This window comes from Buttiauxella cochleicola (assembly GCF_021283185.1).
Lineage (GTDB): Bacteria > Pseudomonadota > Gammaproteobacteria > Enterobacterales > Enterobacteriaceae > Buttiauxella > Buttiauxella massiliensis.
The window spans coordinates 418,978-439,740 of the sequence record NZ_JAJSOS010000001.1 but is presented as its reverse complement, the minus strand read 5'-3'; the positions used below and the strand labels follow the sequence as shown (position 1 = coordinate 439,740).

The 20,763-nt window shown below is 51.3% G+C and carries 19 protein-coding genes; 6 read left to right on the top strand and 13 right to left on the bottom strand.

Translation table 11 applies throughout. From position 1 onward, the window contains the following. Positions 1-40 precede the first annotated feature (40 nt). Entirely contained in the window at positions 41-442 is a 402-nt protein-coding gene (cueR, locus tag LVQ76_RS01990) for a Cu(I)-responsive transcriptional regulator (RefSeq protein ID WP_232920847.1), read from the top strand. Positions 443-493: 51 nt separating this feature from the next. Here cueR and LVQ76_RS01985 read toward each other — a convergent pair whose 3' ends face one another. From LVQ76_RS01985 to tesA, 5 genes are all read right to left on the bottom strand, one after another. Continuing rightward, positions 494-946 carry an NfeD family protein gene (locus LVQ76_RS01985; RefSeq protein WP_232864157.1) on the bottom strand — a complete coding sequence of 151 codons (453 nt, stop codon included), beginning with the start codon at positions 944-946 and terminating at the stop codon, positions 494-496. After that, positions 943-1,857: an SPFH domain-containing protein gene (locus LVQ76_RS01980; RefSeq protein WP_064516777.1), complete on the bottom strand. Its 915-nt coding sequence runs from the start codon at positions 1,855-1,857 to the stop codon at positions 943-945. Before LVQ76_RS01980 ends, LVQ76_RS01985 begins: the two co-directional genes overlap by 4 nt. 89 nt (positions 1,858-1,946) lie before the next feature. Continuing rightward, positions 1,947-2,801: a co-chaperone YbbN gene (locus LVQ76_RS01975; protein ID WP_232864158.1), complete on the bottom strand. Its 855-nt coding sequence runs from the start codon at positions 2,799-2,801 to the stop codon at positions 1,947-1,949. Between the two features lie 56 nt (positions 2,802-2,857). Next, positions 2,858-3,667 (bottom strand): SDR family oxidoreductase, encoded by an 810-nt coding sequence (locus tag LVQ76_RS01970; RefSeq protein ID WP_232920846.1) that lies wholly within the window; start codon positions 3,665-3,667, stop codon positions 2,858-2,860. Beyond that, positions 3,657-4,286 (bottom strand): multifunctional acyl-CoA thioesterase I/protease I/lysophospholipase L1, encoded by a 630-nt coding sequence (tesA, locus tag LVQ76_RS01965; protein ID WP_232864160.1) that lies wholly within the window; start codon positions 4,284-4,286, stop codon positions 3,657-3,659. Before tesA ends, LVQ76_RS01970 begins: the two co-directional genes overlap by 11 nt. Between tesA and ybbA the strand changes: the two genes are divergently transcribed. From ybbA to LVQ76_RS01950, 3 genes are all read left to right on the top strand, one after another. Further along, positions 4,254-4,940 (top strand): putative ABC transporter ATP-binding protein YbbA, encoded by a 687-nt coding sequence (gene ybbA / locus LVQ76_RS01960; RefSeq protein ID WP_232904133.1) that lies wholly within the window; start codon positions 4,254-4,256, stop codon positions 4,938-4,940. The genes tesA and ybbA overlap by 33 nt on opposite strands. After that, complete coding sequence (gene ybbP / locus LVQ76_RS01955; RefSeq protein ID WP_232920845.1) at positions 4,937-7,351, top strand: putative ABC transporter permease subunit YbbP; 2,415 nt, start codon at positions 4,937-4,939, stop codon at positions 7,349-7,351. The genes ybbA and ybbP overlap by 4 nt, the downstream gene beginning before the upstream one ends. Positions 7,352-7,613: 262 nt before the next feature. Beyond that, a complete protein-coding gene (locus LVQ76_RS01950) occupies positions 7,614-8,765 on the top strand; it encodes a porin (RefSeq protein ID WP_370640051.1) in 1,152 nt (383 codons plus the stop codon). A 26-nt stretch (positions 8,766-8,791) separates the two neighbouring features. Here the strand turns inward: LVQ76_RS01950 and mnmH are convergent, their stop codons facing one another. The 5 genes from mnmH to ppiB form a co-directional block, all read right to left on the bottom strand. After that, the gene (mnmH, locus tag LVQ76_RS01945) at positions 8,792-9,895 is read right to left on the bottom strand and encodes a tRNA 2-selenouridine(34) synthase MnmH (RefSeq protein WP_232864163.1); all 1,104 of its coding nucleotides are present in this window, start codon (positions 9,893-9,895) and stop codon (positions 8,792-8,794) included. Between the two features lie 122 nt (positions 9,896-10,017). Next, positions 10,018-11,082, bottom strand: coding sequence for a 5-(carboxyamino)imidazole ribonucleotide synthase (purK, locus tag LVQ76_RS01940; RefSeq protein WP_232864164.1), 1,065 nt, complete (start codon positions 11,080-11,082; stop codon positions 10,018-10,020). Further along, positions 11,079-11,588 (bottom strand): 5-(carboxyamino)imidazole ribonucleotide mutase, encoded by a 510-nt coding sequence (purE, locus tag LVQ76_RS01935; RefSeq protein WP_232864165.1) that lies wholly within the window; start codon positions 11,586-11,588, stop codon positions 11,079-11,081. Before purE ends, purK begins: the two co-directional genes overlap by 4 nt. 138 nt (positions 11,589-11,726) lie before the next feature. Continuing rightward, positions 11,727-12,446, bottom strand: a complete 720-nt coding sequence (gene lpxH / locus LVQ76_RS01930; protein ID WP_232920917.1) for a UDP-2,3-diacylglucosamine diphosphatase — start codon at positions 12,444-12,446, stop codon at positions 11,727-11,729. Positions 12,447-12,460: 14 nt separating this feature from the next. Next, positions 12,461-12,955: a peptidylprolyl isomerase B gene (gene ppiB / locus LVQ76_RS01925; protein WP_232920844.1), complete on the bottom strand. Its 495-nt coding sequence runs from the start codon at positions 12,953-12,955 to the stop codon at positions 12,461-12,463. 189 nt (positions 12,956-13,144) lie between these two features. Between ppiB and cysS the strand changes: the two genes are divergently transcribed. Together cysS and LVQ76_RS01915 are read left to right on the top strand one after the other, a co-directional pair. Continuing rightward, the gene (gene cysS, locus LVQ76_RS01920) at positions 13,145-14,533 is read left to right on the top strand and encodes a cysteine--tRNA ligase (protein ID WP_232864168.1); all 1,389 of its coding nucleotides are present in this window, start codon (positions 13,145-13,147) and stop codon (positions 14,531-14,533) included. Between the two features lie 90 nt (positions 14,534-14,623). Then, entirely contained in the window at positions 14,624-15,286 is a 663-nt protein-coding gene (locus LVQ76_RS01915) for a helix-turn-helix domain-containing protein (RefSeq protein WP_232920843.1), read from the top strand. A gap of 75 nt (positions 15,287-15,361) precedes the next feature. On the opposite strand, the gene LVQ76_RS01910 is transcribed toward LVQ76_RS01915, so the two are convergent. The 3 genes from LVQ76_RS01910 to ahpF form a co-directional block, all read right to left on the bottom strand. Beyond that, positions 15,362-17,803, bottom strand: coding sequence for a trimethylamine-N-oxide reductase 2 (locus LVQ76_RS01910; protein ID WP_232920916.1), 2,442 nt, complete (start codon positions 17,801-17,803; stop codon positions 15,362-15,364). Positions 17,804-17,841: 38 nt separating this feature from the next. Further along, positions 17,842-18,930, bottom strand: coding sequence for a NapC/NirT family cytochrome c (locus LVQ76_RS01905; protein WP_255680970.1), 1,089 nt, complete (start codon positions 18,928-18,930; stop codon positions 17,842-17,844). 220 nt (positions 18,931-19,150) lie between these two features. Then, positions 19,151-20,719 carry an alkyl hydroperoxide reductase subunit F gene (ahpF, locus tag LVQ76_RS01900; RefSeq protein WP_232904126.1) on the bottom strand — a complete coding sequence of 523 codons (1,569 nt, stop codon included), beginning with the start codon at positions 20,717-20,719 and terminating at the stop codon, positions 19,151-19,153. Between the last annotated feature and the right edge of the window lie 44 nt (positions 20,720-20,763).

Genomic DNA, 20,763 nt, shown 5'->3' with positions numbered 1-20,763 from the left:
TTGGGGATAGCATCATTGAAATGAACCTCCCGGAGGAAACATGAACATCAGCGATGTAGCGAAAAGGACCGGTTTAACCAGCAAAGCGATTCGTTTTTATGAAGAAAAGGGGCTAGTGACAACACCGCTTCGTTCTGAAAACGGCTACCGTAGCTATTCGCAAAAGCATCTTGATGAGCTGACCTTGCTGCGCCAGGCACGGCAGGTGGGGTTTAATCTTGAAGAGTGTCGCGAGCTGGTCAACTTGTTTAACGACCCGGCGCGACACAGTGCGGATGTGAAAACCCGCACGCTACAAAAAGTGGCGGATATTGAAAAACATATCACTGAGCTTCAGGCGATGCGCCAACAACTGCTGGCGCTTGCCGAATCTTGCCCAGGGGACGATAGCGCAGATTGCCCGATTATCGACAACCTCTCGGGTTGCTGCCATCGTCAGTAATCAGTCGCTACGCAATCCTGGTTTGGATTAGCGTAGCGCCATCTGATTAACTCACGCTTGAACGGCCTTCACCTTCAACGTAATCCCTTCAACGGCGACCACTACAATATCGGTGCCTGCTGTCAAATCGCTATCTGCCATCACCGGCCATGAGCTATCGGCTACCCGGACATGGCCGCGGCCATTGACTAACGCGGTTTCCAAACGCAAACGCCTGCCAATAAGCTGGTGGCCGCGTTGATTGAGCACTTCGCCCGGCTCCTGCTGTTTACGTGTCGACAGCCAGCGCCACCACAGAAAAGCGGCAACCAGTGTGAGTACCGCAAAGCAAACGCCTTGCCATTCCCAGCCCAGCGGCACCATCCACACCAATAAACCTGTGAGTACAGCCGCAACACCGCTCCACAGCAGATAACCACTGGCACCAAGCATTTCAGCCGCCAGCAGCAGGCCACCCAGCGTTAGCCAGAAGATATGCGCATGGGTAAATAGCAGGGCAATCATCTTTTACGCTCGTTACCGCTTTGCGCGATAAGTTCACTAATACCGGCAATCGAGCCCATCAGGCTTGTGGCATCAAGCGGCATCAGCACCACTTTGCTGTTATTGGCCGAACCAATCTGTTGCAGCGCGTCGGTATATTTCTGGGCAACAAAGTAGTTAATTGCCTGGATATCCCCGGCAGCAATAGCTTCAGAAACCATTTTTGTCGCCGCTGCTTCTGCTTCCGCACTACGTTCACGGGCTTCAGCCTGTAAGAATGCTGACTGGCGTTCACCTTCCGCTTTCAGGATTTTAGACTGCTTATCCCCTTCGGCTTTGACGATTTCCGCCTGACGAATACCTTCAGCTTCGAGAATGTACGCACGCTTGGTACGTTCAGCTTTCATCTGCGCATTCATCGCGTCAATCAGTTCAGCCGGTGGGCGAACGTCACGAATCTCAATACGGGTGATTTTGATACCCCACGGATTGGTGGCTTCATCAACGATATGCAGCAGGCGCGTGTTGATGTTGTCACGCTGCGAGAGCATTTCGTCCAGTTCCATCGAGCCGAGCACGGTACGGATGTTAGTCATGGTGAGGTTCATGATAGCCAGCTCAAGATTACTGACTTCGTATGCCGCGCGAGGGGCGTCAACGACCTGAATAAAGCACACCGCGTCGATGGCGACGTTGGCGTTATCTTTAGAGATAATTTCCTGAGAAGGGATGTCGAGCACTTGCTCCATCATATTGATTTTGCGGCCAATACGGTCCATAAATGGCACCACAAGGCTTAAGCCCGGCATCAGGGTTTTGGTGTAACGGCCGAAGCGCTCCACGGTCCATTGGTAGCCCTGCGGCACGATTTTTACCCCGGCGCCGACGATAATCAGCGCGACGAGGATCAGTACGGGAATGACGATTAGCATCAAAAAAACCTCCATTGTTTATTTGATGTAAGTCTAACCCTTTACGTGGAAAGATTCAGTTTGAATCAGGTCATTTGATCAACGCAGTCTTAATACAGCAGCGAATACATTTGGCGGCGATATTTTGATGCCAGCGCATCACCGGTTCCAAGAGCTGCAAGGATCTCCATCAGCATTTTGCGCACCTGGCCATCGGCGGCACCGAGGTCTTTTTTCAGATGACTAAACAGCAGTTCCAGCGCTTCTTCGTTACGCCCGACCTGATGCAGTTGCAGTGCCAGCTGGCTGGCTAACAGTGCGTTTTCAGGATCTTGCTCAACTTGCTGTTGCAGCAGCTGAATTTCTGGTGTGTCGGCGGCTAGCTTCAGCAGGTCGATTTGAGCAACCAGGCCCTGATAACGGGTATCTTGATCCTGCAATGGAATAGTTTTCAGTACCGCTTCTGCATCTTCGCTACGGTTCAGTGCAATTTGCACTTCCGCCAGCATCAGACCAATTTCACTGTTCTGGTTGGAAATCTGCCAGGCGTCTTTGAGCAATGGCAGCGCTTCAGCGTGTTTGCCTTCTTGCATCAGCAGCATCGCTTCTTGCGCTTTCAGCTCTTCTTCACGCGGCAGAACTTTTTCCAGCAGCGCGCGAATCGCTTCTTCTGGCTGTGGCCCCTGGAAGCCATCAACAGGTTGACCATTCTGGAACAAATAAACCGTTGGGATGCTGCGCAAACCAAACTGAGATGCAACCATTTGCTCTGCATCGCAGTCTACTTTGGCAAGGATAAACTGCCCTTGATACTGAGCTGCAAGCTTATCCAGAACCGGTGTTAACTGTTCGCAGTGTTGGCTGCGTGCTGACCAGAAGTAGAACAGAATCGGTGTAGTAACGGACTGTTCCAGCACCTGGTGCATGTTCGCTTCGGTGATGTCGATATTGTATTGGGCAGACATAAATCAATTCCTTATAAAGATTTGCTTTTACATGGGGGCAAGGAGCTGTCCTTCAACTAACCACGTAAAATTTTATCCAACATACGGCCAGGTAACAGGCGGCGTAACCACGTTAAAGCGTGGGCGACCAGCGTCACTGGATAGCGTAATTTCGGGTTTGAGCTTTCAAAAGCATGGCGCACTTTTTCCACTACCGCTTCCGGGCCGAGTGTAAAGCGTGCGGCAATCCCTGGGTTTTCTACCGGATGGTCAGCTTGAGTCTGGTTGACGTTCTGCGTGAACTGAGTGCGAATCGGGCCGGGCTCAATCAAGCTGACTTTAATACCGCTGTGATGCAGTTCCATACGTAGTGCATCGGACCAGGCTTCCAGGGCGTATTTACTGGCGGCATAAGCACCACGACCGGGGGTAGAAACCAGTCCCATAACCGAGCTGGTCATCACAATGCGCCCTTCGCGGTGCGGTAACATGGCCGGCAGAAGCAACATGGTGAGTTGGTGGGTGCCGAATAAATTGGTCGAAAACTGTTGCTCAAGTTGGCCGCGTGAAAGGGTTTGCAACGGGCCATAAACGCCGTACCCGCCATTATTAAACAGCCCGTAAAGGCGGTTTCCGGTCAGTTCAATGACTTGTTCCGCCGCCGCTTTCACACTCTCGGGCGAGTCGAGGTCGAGCAACACGCCGGTAAATCCGGCCTGGTTCATGCGCTCAGCATCTGCGGGTTTACGGCAGGCTGCCAGAACGTGATAACCCTTCTGCTTTAAATCTTGTGCGCAGGCAAAACCAATACCGCTGGAACAACCTGTAATTAAAACTGATTTTTGCATAACTTTACCCGAGAGGTGCCCCGATTGTTCATGAGTCATGTTTAACTAAAGGTGCCAGACGGGAAGACATCCAGTCGGCGATAAACGGCTGAGCATCACTATTCGGATGTATACCGTCATCCTGCATCCATTGCGGTTTCAAATAGACCTCCTCCATAAAAAATGGCAGAAGAGGGATAGAAAACTCTTTGGCAAGTTGCGGATAAATAGCGCTAAACGACTCATTATAACGACGCCCGTAGTTTGCAGGCAGACGTATTTGCATCAGCAATGGTTGAGCGTTTGCCGCTTTCACATCGTTAATTATCTGGCGCAGACTTTTCTCGATGGCTTGTGGCTGAAACCCGCGCAGGCCATCGTTACCGCCAAGCTCAATTAATACCCAGCGAGGCTGATGCTGTTTCAGCAGCGCGGGTAAGCGTGCCAGCCCTTGTGGTGCGGTGTCGCCACTAATACTGGCGTTCACAACTCTAGTATTTTGCTGGTTCCATTTCTTATCCAGCAGAGCAGGCCAGGCCGCCGTTGCCGACATTCGGTAACCCGCGCTCAGGCTATCACCCAGAATCAACAACGTGTCCGCAAAAGCGGCACGACAGGTCATCAAAGCCAGAAACAGGAAGGGCAAATGCCAGCGGAAAACATTGTTGAAGTTCATCATCTTAGTAAGTCCGTAGGAACTGGGGAACATCAGCTCTCCATCCTTACCGGAGTTGAGCTGGTTGTCAAACCGGCGCAGACCATTGCGTTAATCGGTGAGTCCGGCTCCGGGAAGTCTACACTACTGGCGATCCTCGCCGGGCTTGATGATGGCAGCGAAGGGGAAGTTCACCTGTGCGGCCAGCCGTTACACAGCATGGACGAAGAAGCGCGCGCGGCGCTGCGGGCGAAAAACGTCGGCTTTGTGTTCCAGTCATTTATGTTAGTCCCCACGCTAAACGCGCTGGAAAATGTTGAACTTCCATCATTGTTACGCGGCGAAAACGACTCTTCCAGTCGCGCCCAGGCCAAAGCGCTGCTCGAACAACTTGGCTTGGGTAAACGTTTGGATCATCTCCCCGCGCAGCTTTCCGGTGGTGAGCAGCAGCGTGTGGCGCTGGCTCGCGCCTTTAATGGTCGCCCGACAGTACTGTTTGCCGATGAACCTACCGGCAATCTCGATCGCCACACCGGCGACCGCATCGCCGATTTGCTCTTTTCGTTAAACCGCGATTTCGCCACAACGCTGATTCTCGTCACGCACGATGAACAGCTCGCCGCCCGCTGCGACCGCCGCCTGCGCCTGCGCGAAGGGCAACTGTGGGAGGAAGCATGATTGCCCGCTGGTTCTGGCGCGAATGGCGCTCACCATCGTTACTGATTGTCTGGTTGGCGTTGAGCCTGGCGGTGGCGTGTGTCTTGGCGCTAGGCAATATCAGCGACCGCATGGAACAAGGGCTAAACCAGCAAAGCCGTGATTTTATGGCGGGTGACCGTGCGTTACGCAGCTCACGCGAAGTGCCTGAGGAATGGCTGGAGCAGGCGAAAAAGGACGGACTGAAAGTCGGCAAACAACTGACTTTTGCCACCATGACCTTTTCCGGGGATACGCCACAACTGGCATCGGTTAAAGCCGTCGATGAGGTTTACCCGATGTACGGCCAGCTCGACACCAACCCGGTGGGACTGAAACCTGAGCCGGGAAGTGTGTTGTTGGCTCCGCGCTTAATGGCACTGCTCAATCTCAAAGTAGGGGATTCGCTGGACGTAGGCGACACCACATTGCGTATCGCGGGCGAAGTTATCCAGGAACCGGATTCTGGGTTTAACCCGTTCCAGATGGCCCCGCGCTTGATGATGAACCTTGCGGATGTGGAGAAAACCGGTGCAGTGCAGCCAGGGAGCCGTATCTCCTGGCGCTACAAATTTGGCGGTACGCCAGCCCAGCTCGATAAGTTTGAAAAATTTGTTGTTCCACTGCTTAAACCGGAACAGCGTTGGTACGGTATGGAGCAAGATGATGGCGCTCTCGGGAAGTCTCTGGAACGCTCGCAACAATTCTTGCTGCTCTCCGCTCTTCTGACGTTATTACTGGCAGTCGCAGCCGTTGCGGTCGCTATGAATCATTACTGCCGTAGCCGCTACGATTTAGTCGCCATACTGAAAACCCTCGGCGCAGGGCGTGCTGCACTGCGCAAGCTGATTATCGGCCAATGGTTGATGGTGCTGGCGCTGGCGGCCGTTACCGGAGGTGCCGCAGGGCTGGTGTTTGAAGCGGTGCTAATGCGCCTGCTTAAACCTGTATTGCCTGCCGCCTTACCGCCAGCCAGTCTGTGGCCTTGGATGTGGGCAATCGGCTCGATGGTGGTGATTTCGTTATTGGTCGGCCTGCGTCCTTATCGCCTGTTGCTGGCAACCCAACCACTGCGCGTATTACGCCGTGATGCGGTAGCGAATGTCTGGCCGTTGAAAATCTATCTGCCCGTCATCTTTATAGTTGTTGTTGCACTTTTAGCGCTGCTTATGGGTGGCAGCACGCTGCTGTGGGCTGTACTGGCAGGTACAGTTGTACTCGCGGCTTTGTGCGGCATTGTCGGCTGGGGTGTACTGAAGCTTCTGAAGAAGCTGACGCTGAAAAACCTCGCGCTGCGCCTGGCTGTAAATCGTCTTCTGCGCCAGCCATGGGCGACCTTAAGTCAGCTCGCAGCGTTCTCGCTATCGTTTATGTTGCTGGCATTGTTATTGGTGCTGCGTGGCGATTTGCTTGACCGCTGGCAGCAACAATTGCCGCCGGAAAGCCCGAACTATTTCCTGCTAAACATTGCCACCGAGCAGGTTCAGCCAGTGAAAGAGTTTTTAGCTGAGCATCAGATAATCCCGGAATCGTTCTACCCGATTGTGCGGGTGCGCATGACGGCGATTAACGGCAAATCCACCGAGGGCAACCCGGACGAGGCGCTTAACCGCGAGCTAAACCTGACGTGGCAGAGCCAGAAACCAACGCATAACCCGATACTTGCTGGTTCCTGGCCGCCGAAAGCAGGCGAAGTTTCGATGGACGAAGGTGTAGCAAAACGGCTGAAGATTAAACTGGGAGATACCGTCACGTTTATGGGCGATACCCAGGATTTCTCGGCGAAAGTTTCAAGCCTGCGTAAAGTGGATTGGGAGAGTCTGCGACCTAATTTCTACTTTATCTTCCCGCCGGGTGCGCTCGATAACCAACCGCAAAGCTGGCTGACGAGCTTCCATCTGGATGGGAAAAATGGCGTGTTAACACAACTTAACCGTGAATTCCCTACCGTCAGTTTGCTGGATATCGGGGCTATTCTGCGCCAGGTCGGACAGGTGTTGGAACAGGTCAGTCGGGCATTGGAAGTGATGGTGGTGCTGGTTACCGCTTGCGGTGTGCTGTTACTGCTGGCCCAGGTTCAAGTGGGGATGCGCCAACGGCATCAGGAACTGGTGGTATATCGCACCCTGGGGGCCGGGAAACGCCTGCTGCGTACGACTTTGTGGTGTGAGTTTGCAGTGCTGGGGTTCGTTTCCGGGCTGGTGGCGGCGATTGGTGCTGAAACTGCGCTCGGTCTACTGCAAACACGTGTGTTTGATTTCCCATGGGAACCAGACTGGCGGTTGTGGGTAATCCTGCCGTTAACCGGTGCGGTGCTGCTTTCTCTGTGTGGCGGCTGGTTAGGGATTCGTTTGCTGAAAGGTAAAGCGTTATTCCGCCAGTTTGTTGCCTGAATATTATTCCATCTAAAAAATGGCCACGGTGTTATCCGTGGCTTTTTTATTCCTTGTGTTATATTGCGCTATAAATCAACTTATATTTCGGTTTTGTTAGTGCTTGAATATATTTCAGGCGCAATTGTTTTATTTGTTAATAATTATTAACAAAATGATCTATTTTTAAAGGCACAAAACAATAAAAATTTTTCCGATACCAGGTTAAATAAAAGGATATATTTTTAGCTCTAATAATAAGTATGGTAATCAGGTTTTTTTGATGAAAACAAAATTGCGTGTTCTTCCACAATTAGTGGGAGCAGGTCTGCTATTGGGCATGGCTTCATTTGCTGCTAATGCAGAAATTACAGTGTTAAAACAATCGCCTGAGGCGGGTGATCCACTTAGCCGCCTTAACTTTACCGTTGGCGGTAGTATTCGTCCGCAATTCAATATGATGACCGGCGATAGCGACAAAGGCTCTTATAAGAATAATGGCTTTGATGGCGGCACTCGTTTTCGCTTTACCGCTGATTATTATCTCTTCGATGATATTAGCTGGATAACCTATTACGAACTTGGGGTTAACATTCCGGCTGTATTTGACTGGGATAATCATTATGCAGAAGGGGCAAATGATACTGACCGTCGTATGCTTTATACCGGTTTTAAAAGTAAGACCTGGGGTCAGCTAACCTACGGTAAACAAAATAGCGTTTATTACGATGTGGTGGGCGCGAAAACCGATATCTGGGACTACGACATGATCGGCCAGGCATCGGCTAATGGTATTAATGGCAACTATGATGGTACTTATCGTTCACGCGCCATGCTGAAATATAAGAATACTTTCGGTGATGCCGATGTATATGTCTCTTATCTGTTCAACGATGACGAATATTTGCCGGGTAACGGCCTGCGCTACAAGCGTAAAGGCGGCGGTTCACTGGGTGTGGATTATCATCTGACCAAAGATCTGACCTGGGGTACAGCGTGGAACTACACGCGTGCAGAAATGCGCGATCCGGGCACTAGCGAAAGTAAAAATTACGACCAGAATATCCTCGGTACAGCACTGAGCTGGAAACCTGACAACTGGACGTTCAGCGTTGGCGGCGGTTGGTATCAGAACTTCATGACCACCAAAAAAGTAGATGTGAACGATTACTTCGCGGGTGATGCGTGGGGCGTGGAATACTTTGCTGGCTACACCATTCCGGTGGATCAGTTTGCCGTTCAAAGCGTACAGCCATACTTCATGGGCGACCGCATTGACTACATTAACGGTCGCGATTACCAGCGCATCGATAATGGCGTGGGTGTTAGCTTCCAACTGGATTACGGTTTCCGTGTTGATTATGAACACGTCTTTACGTCCAGTACTGACAACCTGGGTGATATGAACCTGGTTCGTCTGCGTTACGACTTCTAATCGTGTTGTGGCGGATAGCGCTTGCGCTATTCGCCCGTACGCTTACGCAGCCACTCTTCAACCTGGCTGTAGTCGCCACGAAACACGATATTTCCCGCTTTCTTACTGAGCTGATAGCGATACATCGGGTCGTAATACTCTTCAAGTAGTGGCGCAAGCCACGCCAGATGTCCATCAACCGAACCGGTTTTACGTTGCAGTTCTAACGCCTCATCCAGATATTTGCTAAATTGCGCAAAACGCTCCATGCCCAAACGACGGCGAATAGCGAACAGGCCGTGATGCAAATATTCACCGTAGTTTTGCCAGGCTGTCTCTTCGTCGTGTACTGATAAAAATGCTTCGCTCATTTGCTCAAAATATTCGAATTTCAAACGCTCCAGACGCTGCTCAAACGGGTCTTCAATCACCACAATCGGCGAGCGCAGCATCTGCTCTCTGAAGCATTCCGGAATATGACGTGAGCCAATCATGCGGCCTTCATCTTCCACCACCCATGTCACTTCTGCATTGTCGCCTTTTTGAAGCAGCGTGACCGCGAGGTTATTTTCAAAGTTAGTTTGCGAGGGTTGTTCCACAATTGTGCGGCCAAATGACGAACCGCGATGGTGCGCCAGCCCTTCAAGATCGATCCCGGTCGGCAGTGAGCGGATCAGGATCGTTTTACCACCGCCGGTATTTCCGCTGACGAGCACCATTGGCCATTGCGAGCGAGCTTCTATCACGTCCATGGCGTAATGGCGCAGCGCTTTATAACCGCCTTCAACCAGCGGATAGTCAACGCCTGCTTCGCGTAACCACTCCTGAACCAGATGCGAACGCATGCCGCCACGCGCGCAACACAAATATCCCTGTGGATTTTGTCGACACGCTTCCAGCCATTTTTGCAAACGGGCTTCACGGATTTCGCCGTGTACGAGACGATGGCCCAGCTCAACCGCTGCCTGCTGCCCGCGCTGTTTATAGCAAGTGCCCACTGCAGCACGCTCGTCATCTGTCATCAGCGGGAAATTTAGCGCGGCAGGCATTGCCCCCTGGCTGAATTCAACCGGAGCGCGCACGTCGATTAGCGGAATACCGCTGCGCAGCAGATGTTCGTAATTTTGAGTATCAGGACGAGCGTTTTGCATAGAAAAACCTTAGAGCGAGTGAGGCCGAAACGCCGTGGATTGTGCGCCTTCGAGTCTGGAAAAGAAAGGTTGGGGAGACTTGAGTGAAAGAGCGGGTGAACAAATCGCCACCCGCTGAAAGATTAGAACTTGCTTTGCGCCCAGGCAATTCCGCTGGCGTATTCCGCTGGCAACAGCGGCACCATCGCTTCGAGAGAGGCGCACAGTCTGCCGGTATCGCTGTCGTTGAGGTTGAGATGGCCCACTTTGCGGCCTTCGCGCACCTCTTTATCGTACCAGTGCAGATGAACCAGCGGCAGCTTTAACCAGTCGTAATTCACATCGGTGCCGATAAGATTAATCATGACTGACGGGGCGTTCACCACCGGTTTCGGCAGCGGCAGGTCCACAATGGCGCGTAGATGCAATTCAAACTGGCTAATCGATGCGCCGTTTTGCGTCCAGTGCCCGCTGTTGTGTACGCGTGGGGCCAGCTCGTTGATAAGCAGTCCAGCTGGCGTGATAAAGCACTCCATCGCCATGACGCCGACATATTTCAGCTCGTGCATGATGGCAGAAAGCATCGTTTCAGCTTGCTGTTGTTGTTCAATATCAGCCTGTGGGAAAACCACGCTAGTGCGCAGAATACCGTCCTGATGGAGGTTGTGCGTTAACGGATAAAACACAGTTGTGCCATCGTGGCCACGCGCGCCAACTAAAGAGACTTCGCCCGAGAAGTTAATACCTTGCTCAATGATGCATTCGCCGTAGCAATCGTCCGGCAACTGAGCCGTTTCATCGCTGCGTAAACGCCACTGCCCACGCCCGTCATAACCACCTGTGCGACGCTTCACAATCGCCAGCTCGCCAAGATTCTGGAAAACACCCGTCCATTCATCGCGGCTAGAAAGTAACTGCCATGGCGCGGTCGCTAGTTCGAGCTTATCGAATAGCTGCTTTTGCGTCAGACGGTCGGCGATAATCGGGAACACATCGCGGTTCACAAACGCGTTATGACGCGCCAGTTCACGGGTGAGGGCGGTTTCTGGCCAGCGTTCAATTTCTGCGGTGATGACGCTTTGCGCAAATGGCACGGCTTCAGGTTCGGCATCCAGGCCAACCGGGTAAACCGCGATGCCCAGCGGTTCGCCTGCCTGGCGCAGCATTCTGCCTAACTGGCCGTTACCCAACACGCAGACGCGTTTCATGCTTCACCCCGTGGGTCCGGGTTTTCCAGCACTTCGTCGGTCTGGCTTTGACGCCACACTTCAAGGCGCTGATGCAAGGCTTTGTCGTGGATCGCGAGAATTTGCGCCGCCAGCAGGGCCGCGTTCGCCGCACCCGCTTTGCCGATTGCCAGCGTGCCAACCGGAATACCACGTGGCATTTGCACAATGGAATAGAGACTGTCGACGCCGCTTAACGCCGCGCTCTGGACAGGCACACCCAGCACAGGAACCAGGGTTTTTGCTGCGATCATGCCCGGCAAATGTGCCGCTCCGCCTGCACCGGCAATAATCACCTGCAAACCGTTGTCGCTTGCCTGTTCAGCAAAGCTGAAAAGTTTATCGGGAGTGCGGTGTGCGGAAACCACTTCGACATGGTGCGGGACATCAAGGGCGGTGAGGATTTCTGCGGCAAACTGCATGGTAGCCCAGTCACTTTTGGAACCCATGACAATGGCGATACGCGCCGGGGTCTGGTTGGAGGACATGCGTCTCAAAACTCCTGTGGGTATGCAAACATCACCGAACGTGGCTCGGTCGGTCAGAAGGGCTCAGAGAATAGCATGAACATAGAGCAAGGAAAACGGTTGCGTGGTCAACAAGGCAGCAAAAAGGCGTGATTTTGTTTAAAAAGAGAAGGAGATGAGTTCGACGTCTTCGGCAGTGACTTTGATCATCGACCCTTCGCTATGCCATGCACCGAGCACGCAGCGAAACGCGGGTTTGCCGTTGGCTGAAATAGGATGAATTTCTGGGCGATGGGTATGACCGTGGATCATCCATTGCACCTGATGGCGGGTGAGCGCATCAATAACCGCATGCTGATTCACATCCATAATCGCCATCGATTTACTGCTGTTTGAGGCTTTGCTGTTGGCGCGCATTTTCACGGCCACACGCTTGCGGATAAACAGCGGCAGGGCGAGGAACAAGCATTGCAGCCAGGGCTGGTGAACTTTCTTGCGGAAGGCTTGATAACCGTGGTCGTCAGTACACAGCGTGTCGCCGTGCAGCAGCAATATTTTGCGGCCGTACAGTTCGACGATTTTTTCTTCCGGCAGCAACGTCATGCCGCTTAAGCGGGCAAAACGCTTGCCGAGCAGGAAATCGCGGTTGCCATGAATAAAGAAGCAGGGCACGCCGGAATCCATAAGATCTTTGATGGCTAAGGCGATTTGGCGGTGCAGCGGCTCTGGGTCATCGTCGCCAATCCAGGCTTCAAACAGATCGCCAAGAATATAGAGCGCATCAGCTTCCCGAGCGGTGCCCGCCAGAAAACGCAGAAAACCGGCGGTAATCGCCGGTTCTTCTGAACACAGATGCAAATCTGCGATAAAAAGCGTCATCGCCATCGGGCGAATTATTCGCTTACGGTTACGCTAGTGATAACCACGTCTTCTTTAGGAACGTCCTGGTGCATACCGCTGCGACCAGTGGACACGCCTTTGATTTTTTCGACTACGTCCATGCCTTCAACCACTTCAGCAAATACGCAGTAACCCCAACCTTGCATGCTTTCGCTGCTGAAGTTCAGGAAATCGTTGTCCGCTACGTTAATAAAGAACTGGGAACTTGCAGAATGTGGCGCCTGGGTACGAGCCATTGCCAGCGTACCTTTGGTGTTTTTCAGGCCGTTATTCGCTTCGTTCTGGATGGTGTCTTTGGTTTCTTTCTGGTTCATGCCCGGTTCGAAACCGCCGCCCTGGATCATAAAGCCGTTGATCACACGGTGGAAAATAGTGTTGGCGTAGAAACCTTCGCGGCAGTACTCGAGGAAGTTTTTAACAGTGATCGGCGCTTTATCATCAAAAGTTTTGATTACGATATCGCCGTGATTAGTATGAAAAGTAACCATGCTGTGCATCCTATATTTAGTCAGACAGTGTTCCGGCAGAGGGTGCCGCCACACAAGGTGGTTGTTATAGCATAACTGCGCACTGAGAGTCAGCATGCGATAACCTTGCAAAGCGTGCTGCCTGAAGGAAAATAATCGGTTAATATAGCCAATTGCACCGTTTTCTACACACTGACATGGAATCCCCTGATGTTAAAAATCTTCAATACAATGAGTCGCCAAAAAGAGGAATTCAAACCTATTCATGCCGGAGAGGTTGGCATGTACGTGTGTGGTATCACCGTTTACGATTTGTGTCATATCGGACATGGCCGTACCTTTGTTGCCTTTGATGTGGTAGCGCGTTACCTGCGTTTTCTCGGCTATAAGCTGAAATACGTGCGCAACATTACCGATATCGACGACAAAATTATCAAACGCGCCAATGAAAACGGCGAAGATTTTGTGGCACTGGTTGATCGCATGGTTGCTGAAATGCATACCGATTTCGACGCGCTGAATATTTTGCGCCCGGACAGTGAGCCGCGCGCTACCAAACATATCCCGGACATCATCGAAATTGTTGAACAGCTTATTGAGCGCAATCACGCCTATGTTGCCAGCAATGGCGATGTGATGTTCTCGGTAGAAAGCGATGTCGATTACGGCAAACTTTCCCGTCAGGATCTGGAACAGCTGCAAGCCGGTGCGCGTGTTGAAGTCGAAGCGAACGTCAAACGTAACCCAATGGATTTCGTGCTGTGGAAAATGTCCAAGCCGGGCGAACCAAGCTGGTCATCCCCTTGGGGCGAGGGCCGTCCAGGCTGGCACATCGAATGTTCGGCGATGAACTGCAAACAGCTCGGTAACCATTTTGATATTCATGGTGGCGGTTCGGACTTGATGTTCCCGCACCACGAAAACGAAATCGCCCAGTCAACCTGTGCGCACGGCGGCGAGTACGTCAACACCTGGATGCACTCCGGCATGGTGATGGTTGACCGCGAGAAAATGTCTAAATCGCTGGGCAACTTCTTCACCGTGCGTGACGTGCTGAAATATTACGATGCTGAAACTATTCGCTATTTCCTGATGTCCGGTCACTATCGCAGCCAGCTGAACTACAGCGAAGAGAACCTGAAACAGGCGCGTACTTCGCTTGAGCGTTTGTACACCGCGCTGCGCGGCACCGATTCCAGCGTTCAGCCTGCGGGCGGCGAAGCATTTGAAGCGCGTTTCCGTGAAGCGATGGACGATGATTTCAATACGCCGGAAGCCTATTCCGTGTTGTTCGATATGGCGCGTGAAGTAAACCGCCTGAAAACCGAAGACTTAGCAGCGGCAAATGGCCTGGCTGCCGCACTGCGTCAACTTTCTGCGGTGTTAGGTCTGCTTGAGCAAGATCCAGAATCCTTCCTGCAAGGTGGTGCGCAGTCTGACGACAGTGAAGTTGCCGAAATCGAAGCGCTAATCAAACAGCGTAACGACGCGCGTCAATCAAAAGACTGGGCGCTGGCGGACCAGGCGCGTGACCGTCTGAATGAGATGGGTATCGTGCTGGAAGATGGCCCACAAGGCACGACCTGGCGTAGAAAGTAGAACTTATTCAGTTTGTTATATAGAAAGCGGCGCAAGCCGCTTTTTTTATCAGCTATGATTGTGGTGCGAGGAATATAAAAAGGTTAACTCATGACCACCGTAAATGATCAAAACAGTGAATCAGGGCTGTCCTCTCTTTATCCACACAGGCCTGTAGCTGAGATATATGCTCTCAAGGAAGCGCTTTCCACGCTTGGGACGGTACGTTCATTTCAGCCTAATGATGAAGTGCACGCAGTTTTTCAGCACGAAAAATACCTGTATCTATTCAATGAAGGGCATTTTACAGCTGTTCGTGCAACTGATGGCTTAGTCCTGTCATCGGTGAGAGGTGAGATGATTTATGGCATTGCTGAATGTTTGCGGCCTCGTGGCGGCTGGTTTTTGAAAGTAGAAGAGCCCTGTGAAGCGCGAGTTATCCCGGCTGAGCAAGCATTTGAACTCTTTACCCGACTGCAATTGTGGGAGTCAGTTTCTGGCATTCTTGCCTGGTTTTTACAGATGTACTCTTTGCGTGATGAGCATCTGGTAGGCGTTACGGCGTATGTGATGATTCGCAATAAATTGCTTGAACTGGATTTGCAACCTGCTGATGTACGCCGTGACATTAATGCAGCAGATTTTATTCAGGAACGTACGCAACTGGCGCGCAGCACGATTATGGCGATTCTTGGGGAATTACGTCGTGGTGATTACATTGAGATTAAGCGTGGGAAACTGGTAGCGATTCGGCATCTTCCGAAGGATTATTAGCAAGCCTGGGTCGCAAGGACACGTAAGTGGAAATAAACCCCTAAGGCTATTACCGAAGGGGTTTACTGTTTTATGTTACGCTCCGACAGGAGGCGTAAATGCACTAAGTGTTAGCTCTGCTCCTGAATACTTCTCTATTTTCACCAGCGACGTATTTGCAGAGCAGCCATTTGCCAGGCGTGATGTTGGAATATCTTTGGTCAGCACGTTAGCGCTACCGTTCTTGCAAATACCGGTTGCTGGATCAAGATCCGGCCAGGCGCCTTCGTGAATGCAAACCACTCCGGGTTTGATCCCATCAGTAACCACAACTCCCGCTAAAACCTGACCACGATCGTTCCACACGCGAACCGTATCCCCGTTTTTAACACCGCATTTTGCTGCATCATCAGAATGGATATAGATGGGTTCACGGTTCGCCACGGCATACTTTTTACGCAGTTCGGCATAATTAAGCTGGCTATGCAGACGGTGAGCCGGATGCGCGGTTAAAAGTTGCAGCTGGCCCGGTTGAGCGTTGCCTGCCCATTCATCTGGTTCAAGCCAGGTCGGGTGTGCCGGGCAATCTTTATAGCCAAATTCTTCGATAGTTTTTGAGTGGATCTCTATTTTTCCGCTCGGTGTACCTAGTGGGTTCATCACCGGGTCTTTGCGGAAATCCGCATAGCGTACGAAGGTTTCATTTTTCGGGTTTTTACGCATTTCGATAAGCTTGTTTGCCTGCCAGAAAGCAGAGAACTGCGGCATATTGACGCGTTGTGCCCGGGCTCCTTTCTGCGCGGCATCGTAGAACTCGCGCAGCCAGGCCATTTCATCTTTCCCTTCGGTGTAAACAGCTTTTCCTCCAGCTTTGAGTAGTTCTGCCAGATCGGCAAATACGTCAAAGTCATTACGCGCTTCAAATTGTGGTGCTATGGCCTGCTTCATCGGCACCAGGTGCTGGTTGCTATAGTCGCCGGTCATGGTCAGATCGTTGCGTTCAAAGGAGGTCGTTATCGGTAGCACGATATCTGCGTGTTTTGCTGCAGCTGTCCAGTAGCATTCAGAAATCACCACCAGCTCTGGCTTCTGCCAGGCAGCAATGAGCCTGTTAGTGTCCTGGTGATGGGTGAAGTTACCGCCGCCTGCCCACCAGATCATTTTGATATCAGGGAAGGTTTGTTCCTTACCGTTGTGTTGGTATTTAACGCCTGGGTTCTCCAGTGCTTCGACAATACGAGCCACTGGAATATTAGTGACAGCATCGGATGTAGCCCAGTCATTACCGGCGGAAGAATTGCCTGCAACGGTTGCAGAAATTGCCGTTAATACGCCGCCACTACGCGTTGGGTTACCACCATTTGAATAGTGATAGGAGAAGCCGAAACCACCACCATCACTGCCAATTTGCCCAAGCATTGCTGCGAGCGTCACCAGCATCCAGTGGCGCTGTTCGCCATACTGCTGACGCTGGATACCCCATCCAGCCATAAGCATGGTTTTATTTTTGGCGAATATCTCGGCAAGCAGCGTGATTTGTTTAGCAGGAACCCCGCAAATTTTTTCAGCCCAGGCGGCGTTTTTAGGTGTTTTGTCAGCAACACCAAGAAGATAGGACTCAAATTCCGCGTATCCGGTGGTGTATTTCTCAATAAAGGCCTTATCGTGCAGGTTTGCTTCAACCAGCGTATGGGCGATCCCCATCATCAGTGCAACGTCAGTACCTATGTTGGGATCAATCCACTGAACTTTATCACCAAAGAAACCGATGGTTTCTGAACGCATAGGATCGATGGCAATCACCGTTTTGCCGGAAGCTTTCAACTGATTGAAATATTCCAGGCCTTGTTCATCGGTACTGCTCCAGGCGATTTTCAGCGTATTTAGCGGGTTCATTCCCCACAGAACAACGACCTGGCTATTTTTAAGGATCATGGGCCAGACGGTTTGCTGTTCGTAAACCTCAACGGAACCGACAACGTGCGGCAGAATCACTTGTGCAGCACCTGTGGAATAATCTCCAGTGTGACCAACATAACCGCCAGCCATACTCATATAACGTTGTAATAATGTTTGTGCTTTATGCAGCACTCCGCTGGAGCGCCAGCCATAAGAGCCCGCAAAGATAGATGCCGGGCCATGAGTGGTACGAATACGAGCATGCTGTTCGTGAATGAGCTTTAGCGCGTCATCCCAGGAAACGCGGACAAACTCATCTTTACCGCGTTTTCCATCTGCTGTTCCTGGTGCTGCGAGATAACTTTTACGTACCATAGGGTACTTAATTCTACAGGCTGTATGAGCCTGATCAGGTGCGCTGCTCTGTAGTGAGTTCTCGATGGTTTTAGCCAGAACGCCTTTCGAAGAGACTATCTTCCCATCTTTCACTTCAACTTCAATTGCTCCCCAGCGAGCAGCGGTGAGTATTGTACCTGCAGGTGTTTCAGCCCATGCAGGAAGCGGGATTGCTGAGGACACCACCATGGCGCCAGCCGTACCGCCTGCCGTTTTCAAAAAACTACGTCGTGTTAACTTCATCATTCTCTCCTTAAATGAACATGGCTATGACGTACGGCTTACCGGGCAGCATCTTTAGCGTGGTACTGGAACCAACGCGTAAGAATGTCCAGATCGTCATCACTGATATCTGTGCGGGACCCCATTCCTTTAGCAATAGAAGGCCAGGCGTTGAGGGTGTAGTGGTCTGCGGCTATAGGTGCGTGGCAACCGGAGCAGTAAGCGGTGTCGAGGGATTTTGCATAGCGCCAAAGAGGTTCGCGGCTTGCCAACGAGTGCTCTGTGACTGGACCTTGCAGGCTAACGTCCCGCCAGACATTGCCATAACTGTCTTTTTCCCATTCACCCAGTGGCTTAAGCGCTTGCATTCCTTCGGGGGTAAGAGAGGCAATAACCAGCCTTTGGCCTGTTGCAAGGTAGAGAACCTGCTCTGCACCCTGCATTTGGCTGCCAGTAATCTCAACTTCTTGCCCATCATCTATTTGGCGCAAAACTTTCATTTTTGTCGCTGGATAGACAGTGCCCAATGTGCCCAACGGCGTTGGGGTTACGGCAAAGCGCTCTGGGGCATCGACTGGGGTTTTAACGGCTTCAGCCATCATTGCATCCAACGCTTTGCTATCAACGGTGACTTCAGGCGGGAAGTGGGCGATACCTTTGTGGCAATCAATACATGTTTGGTTCTCTTTCACCGCCAAAGCATGCATTTTTTGCGCATCGCTACTCTGTTTTTGCAGATCCATCGCTTCCATGCTGTGGCAGGAACGACAGGTGGCAGAGTTGTTGCTTTTCATCTGGCTCCATACGCTTTGCGCCAACTCAAGGCGATGGGCTTCGTATTGCTCAGGGGTATCAATTTTGTTGGTGATAAATTGGTGATAAACGTCCTTGCTGGCGCGAAGCTTAGTCACGAGGTAATCGAGCCCACCTTCCGGAATATGGCAGTCTTTACACTCGGCGCGAATACCCTTTTGATTCATAAAATGAACCGACCCCTGATACTCTTCGTAGGGGGCTTGCATGGTATGACATGAGAGGCAAAATTCTGTTTCTGAGGTCTTTTTTAAACCCCAGCCGGTGAGTGCGGTTAACATAACTCCAACGACGATACTTGCCGTACAAACCACAAAAATCCATTTCTTGTTCATATTATTCTCATTGAACTTTTTAATATAAAACATTGGTTATTTTATGGATATTTGAGCAATGAGCTGAAATATGTCAATGGCACTTAATGTAAAATGAGGGGTAGATAGAAAAAGTTATTTATTTCATTTAGTTAATGAATGTTGTGAAGCATTTAATTCATTTAAAGAATGAAAAAAAGCGGCCGAAGCCGCTTTTTGATATGCAGGTAAGCAATGATTTTTAATTATCGATAGGGGTGCGAATCAAATAATCAAATGCGCTCAGCGAGGCTTTTGCACCTTCACCGGTAGCAATAATAATTTGTTTATAAGGCACGGTAGTACAGTCACCCGCAGCAAACACACCTTTAACGGTAGTTTCGCACTTCGCATCAATAATGATTTCACCCATGCGGTTGCGCTCAACGCTGCCTTCCAGCCAGTTGGTATTGGGCAACAGGCCGATTTGTACGAAAATACCTGCCAGCTCAATTTCATGCACGCTTTCAGTAACGCGGTCTTTATACTGCAAACCAGTAACTTTCGTGCCGTCGCCTTTCACTTCCAGTGTTTGAGCATTCAAAATGATGTCGACGTTTTTAAGACTGCGAACTTTGTTCTGCAATACCTGATCGGCTTTCATTTCTGGGGCAAACTCCAGCAGCGTGACGTGTTCAACGATACCCGCCAGATCAATCGCTGCTTCCACCCCGGAGTTGCCGCCGCCAATCACCGCCACGCGTTTACCTTTAAACAGCGGGCCGTCGCAGTGCGGGCAATAAGTCACGCCTTTGGTGCGGTACTGTTCTTCGCCCGGCACGTTCATATTGCGCCACTTTGCACCTGTTGCAATGATGATGCTGCGTGCACTAAGTGTCGCGCCAGACGCAGTTTGAATCTGATGCAGACCGCCTTCAGTCTTCGCCGGGATTAACTTGCTGGCACTTTGCGTATCGATAACATCCACGTCGTAATCATCAACGTGAGCTTTCAGTGCGCCAGCCAGTTTCTGACCTTCGGTTTTCGGCACGGAAATGTAGTTTTCGATATCCACAGTATCCAAAACCTGGCCGCCAAAACGCTCGCCCATCAGGCCGGTGCGAATGCCTTTACGTGCGGAGTAAACTGCTGCCGCCGCACCTGCCGGGCCGCTACCGACGATCAACACATCGTAAGCTTCGCGTTTGTTCAGCGCTTCGGCCGCACGTTTTTCAGCGCCGGTATCAATTTTGCTGACGATTTCAGCCAGTGTCATTCGCCCCTGGCCGAACTCTTTACCATTCAGGAATACCGCAGGAACACCCATTACGTTGCGATCCTGAATCTCATTCTGGTAAACGCCACCGTCAATCGCGGTGTGGCTGATACGCGGGTTCAGCACCGCCATCAGGTTCAGCGCCTGCACCACGTCCGGGCAGTTGTGGCACGAAAGCGAGTAATAGGTTTCAAAATGGAAATCGCCGTCGATTTCACGGATCTGCTCAAGCAAATCCTGTGATTCTTTCGACGGATGTCCTCCGGTTTGCAGCAAAGCCAAAACCAGAGAAGTAAATTCGTGGCCGAGTGGGGAACCCGCAAAGCGTGGGCCTTTATCGGAACCTGGGTTGGTGATCAAAAATGACGGTTTGCGCACCGGCAAATCGTTATTAATACTCAAAGAAACTTTGTCAGATAGCTCAGCAATTTCTGCCAACAGTTCCTTTATCTCGGTCGATTTTGCACTGTCGTCCAGCGTGGCAATCAACTCAACAGGTTTGGTTAAGCGCTCAAGGTAGGCCTTGAGTTGGGTTTTCATGTTGTTGTCGAGCATGGGTAAATCTCCCTGATGGCGAGAATAACCAGGGTGGGCAGGCT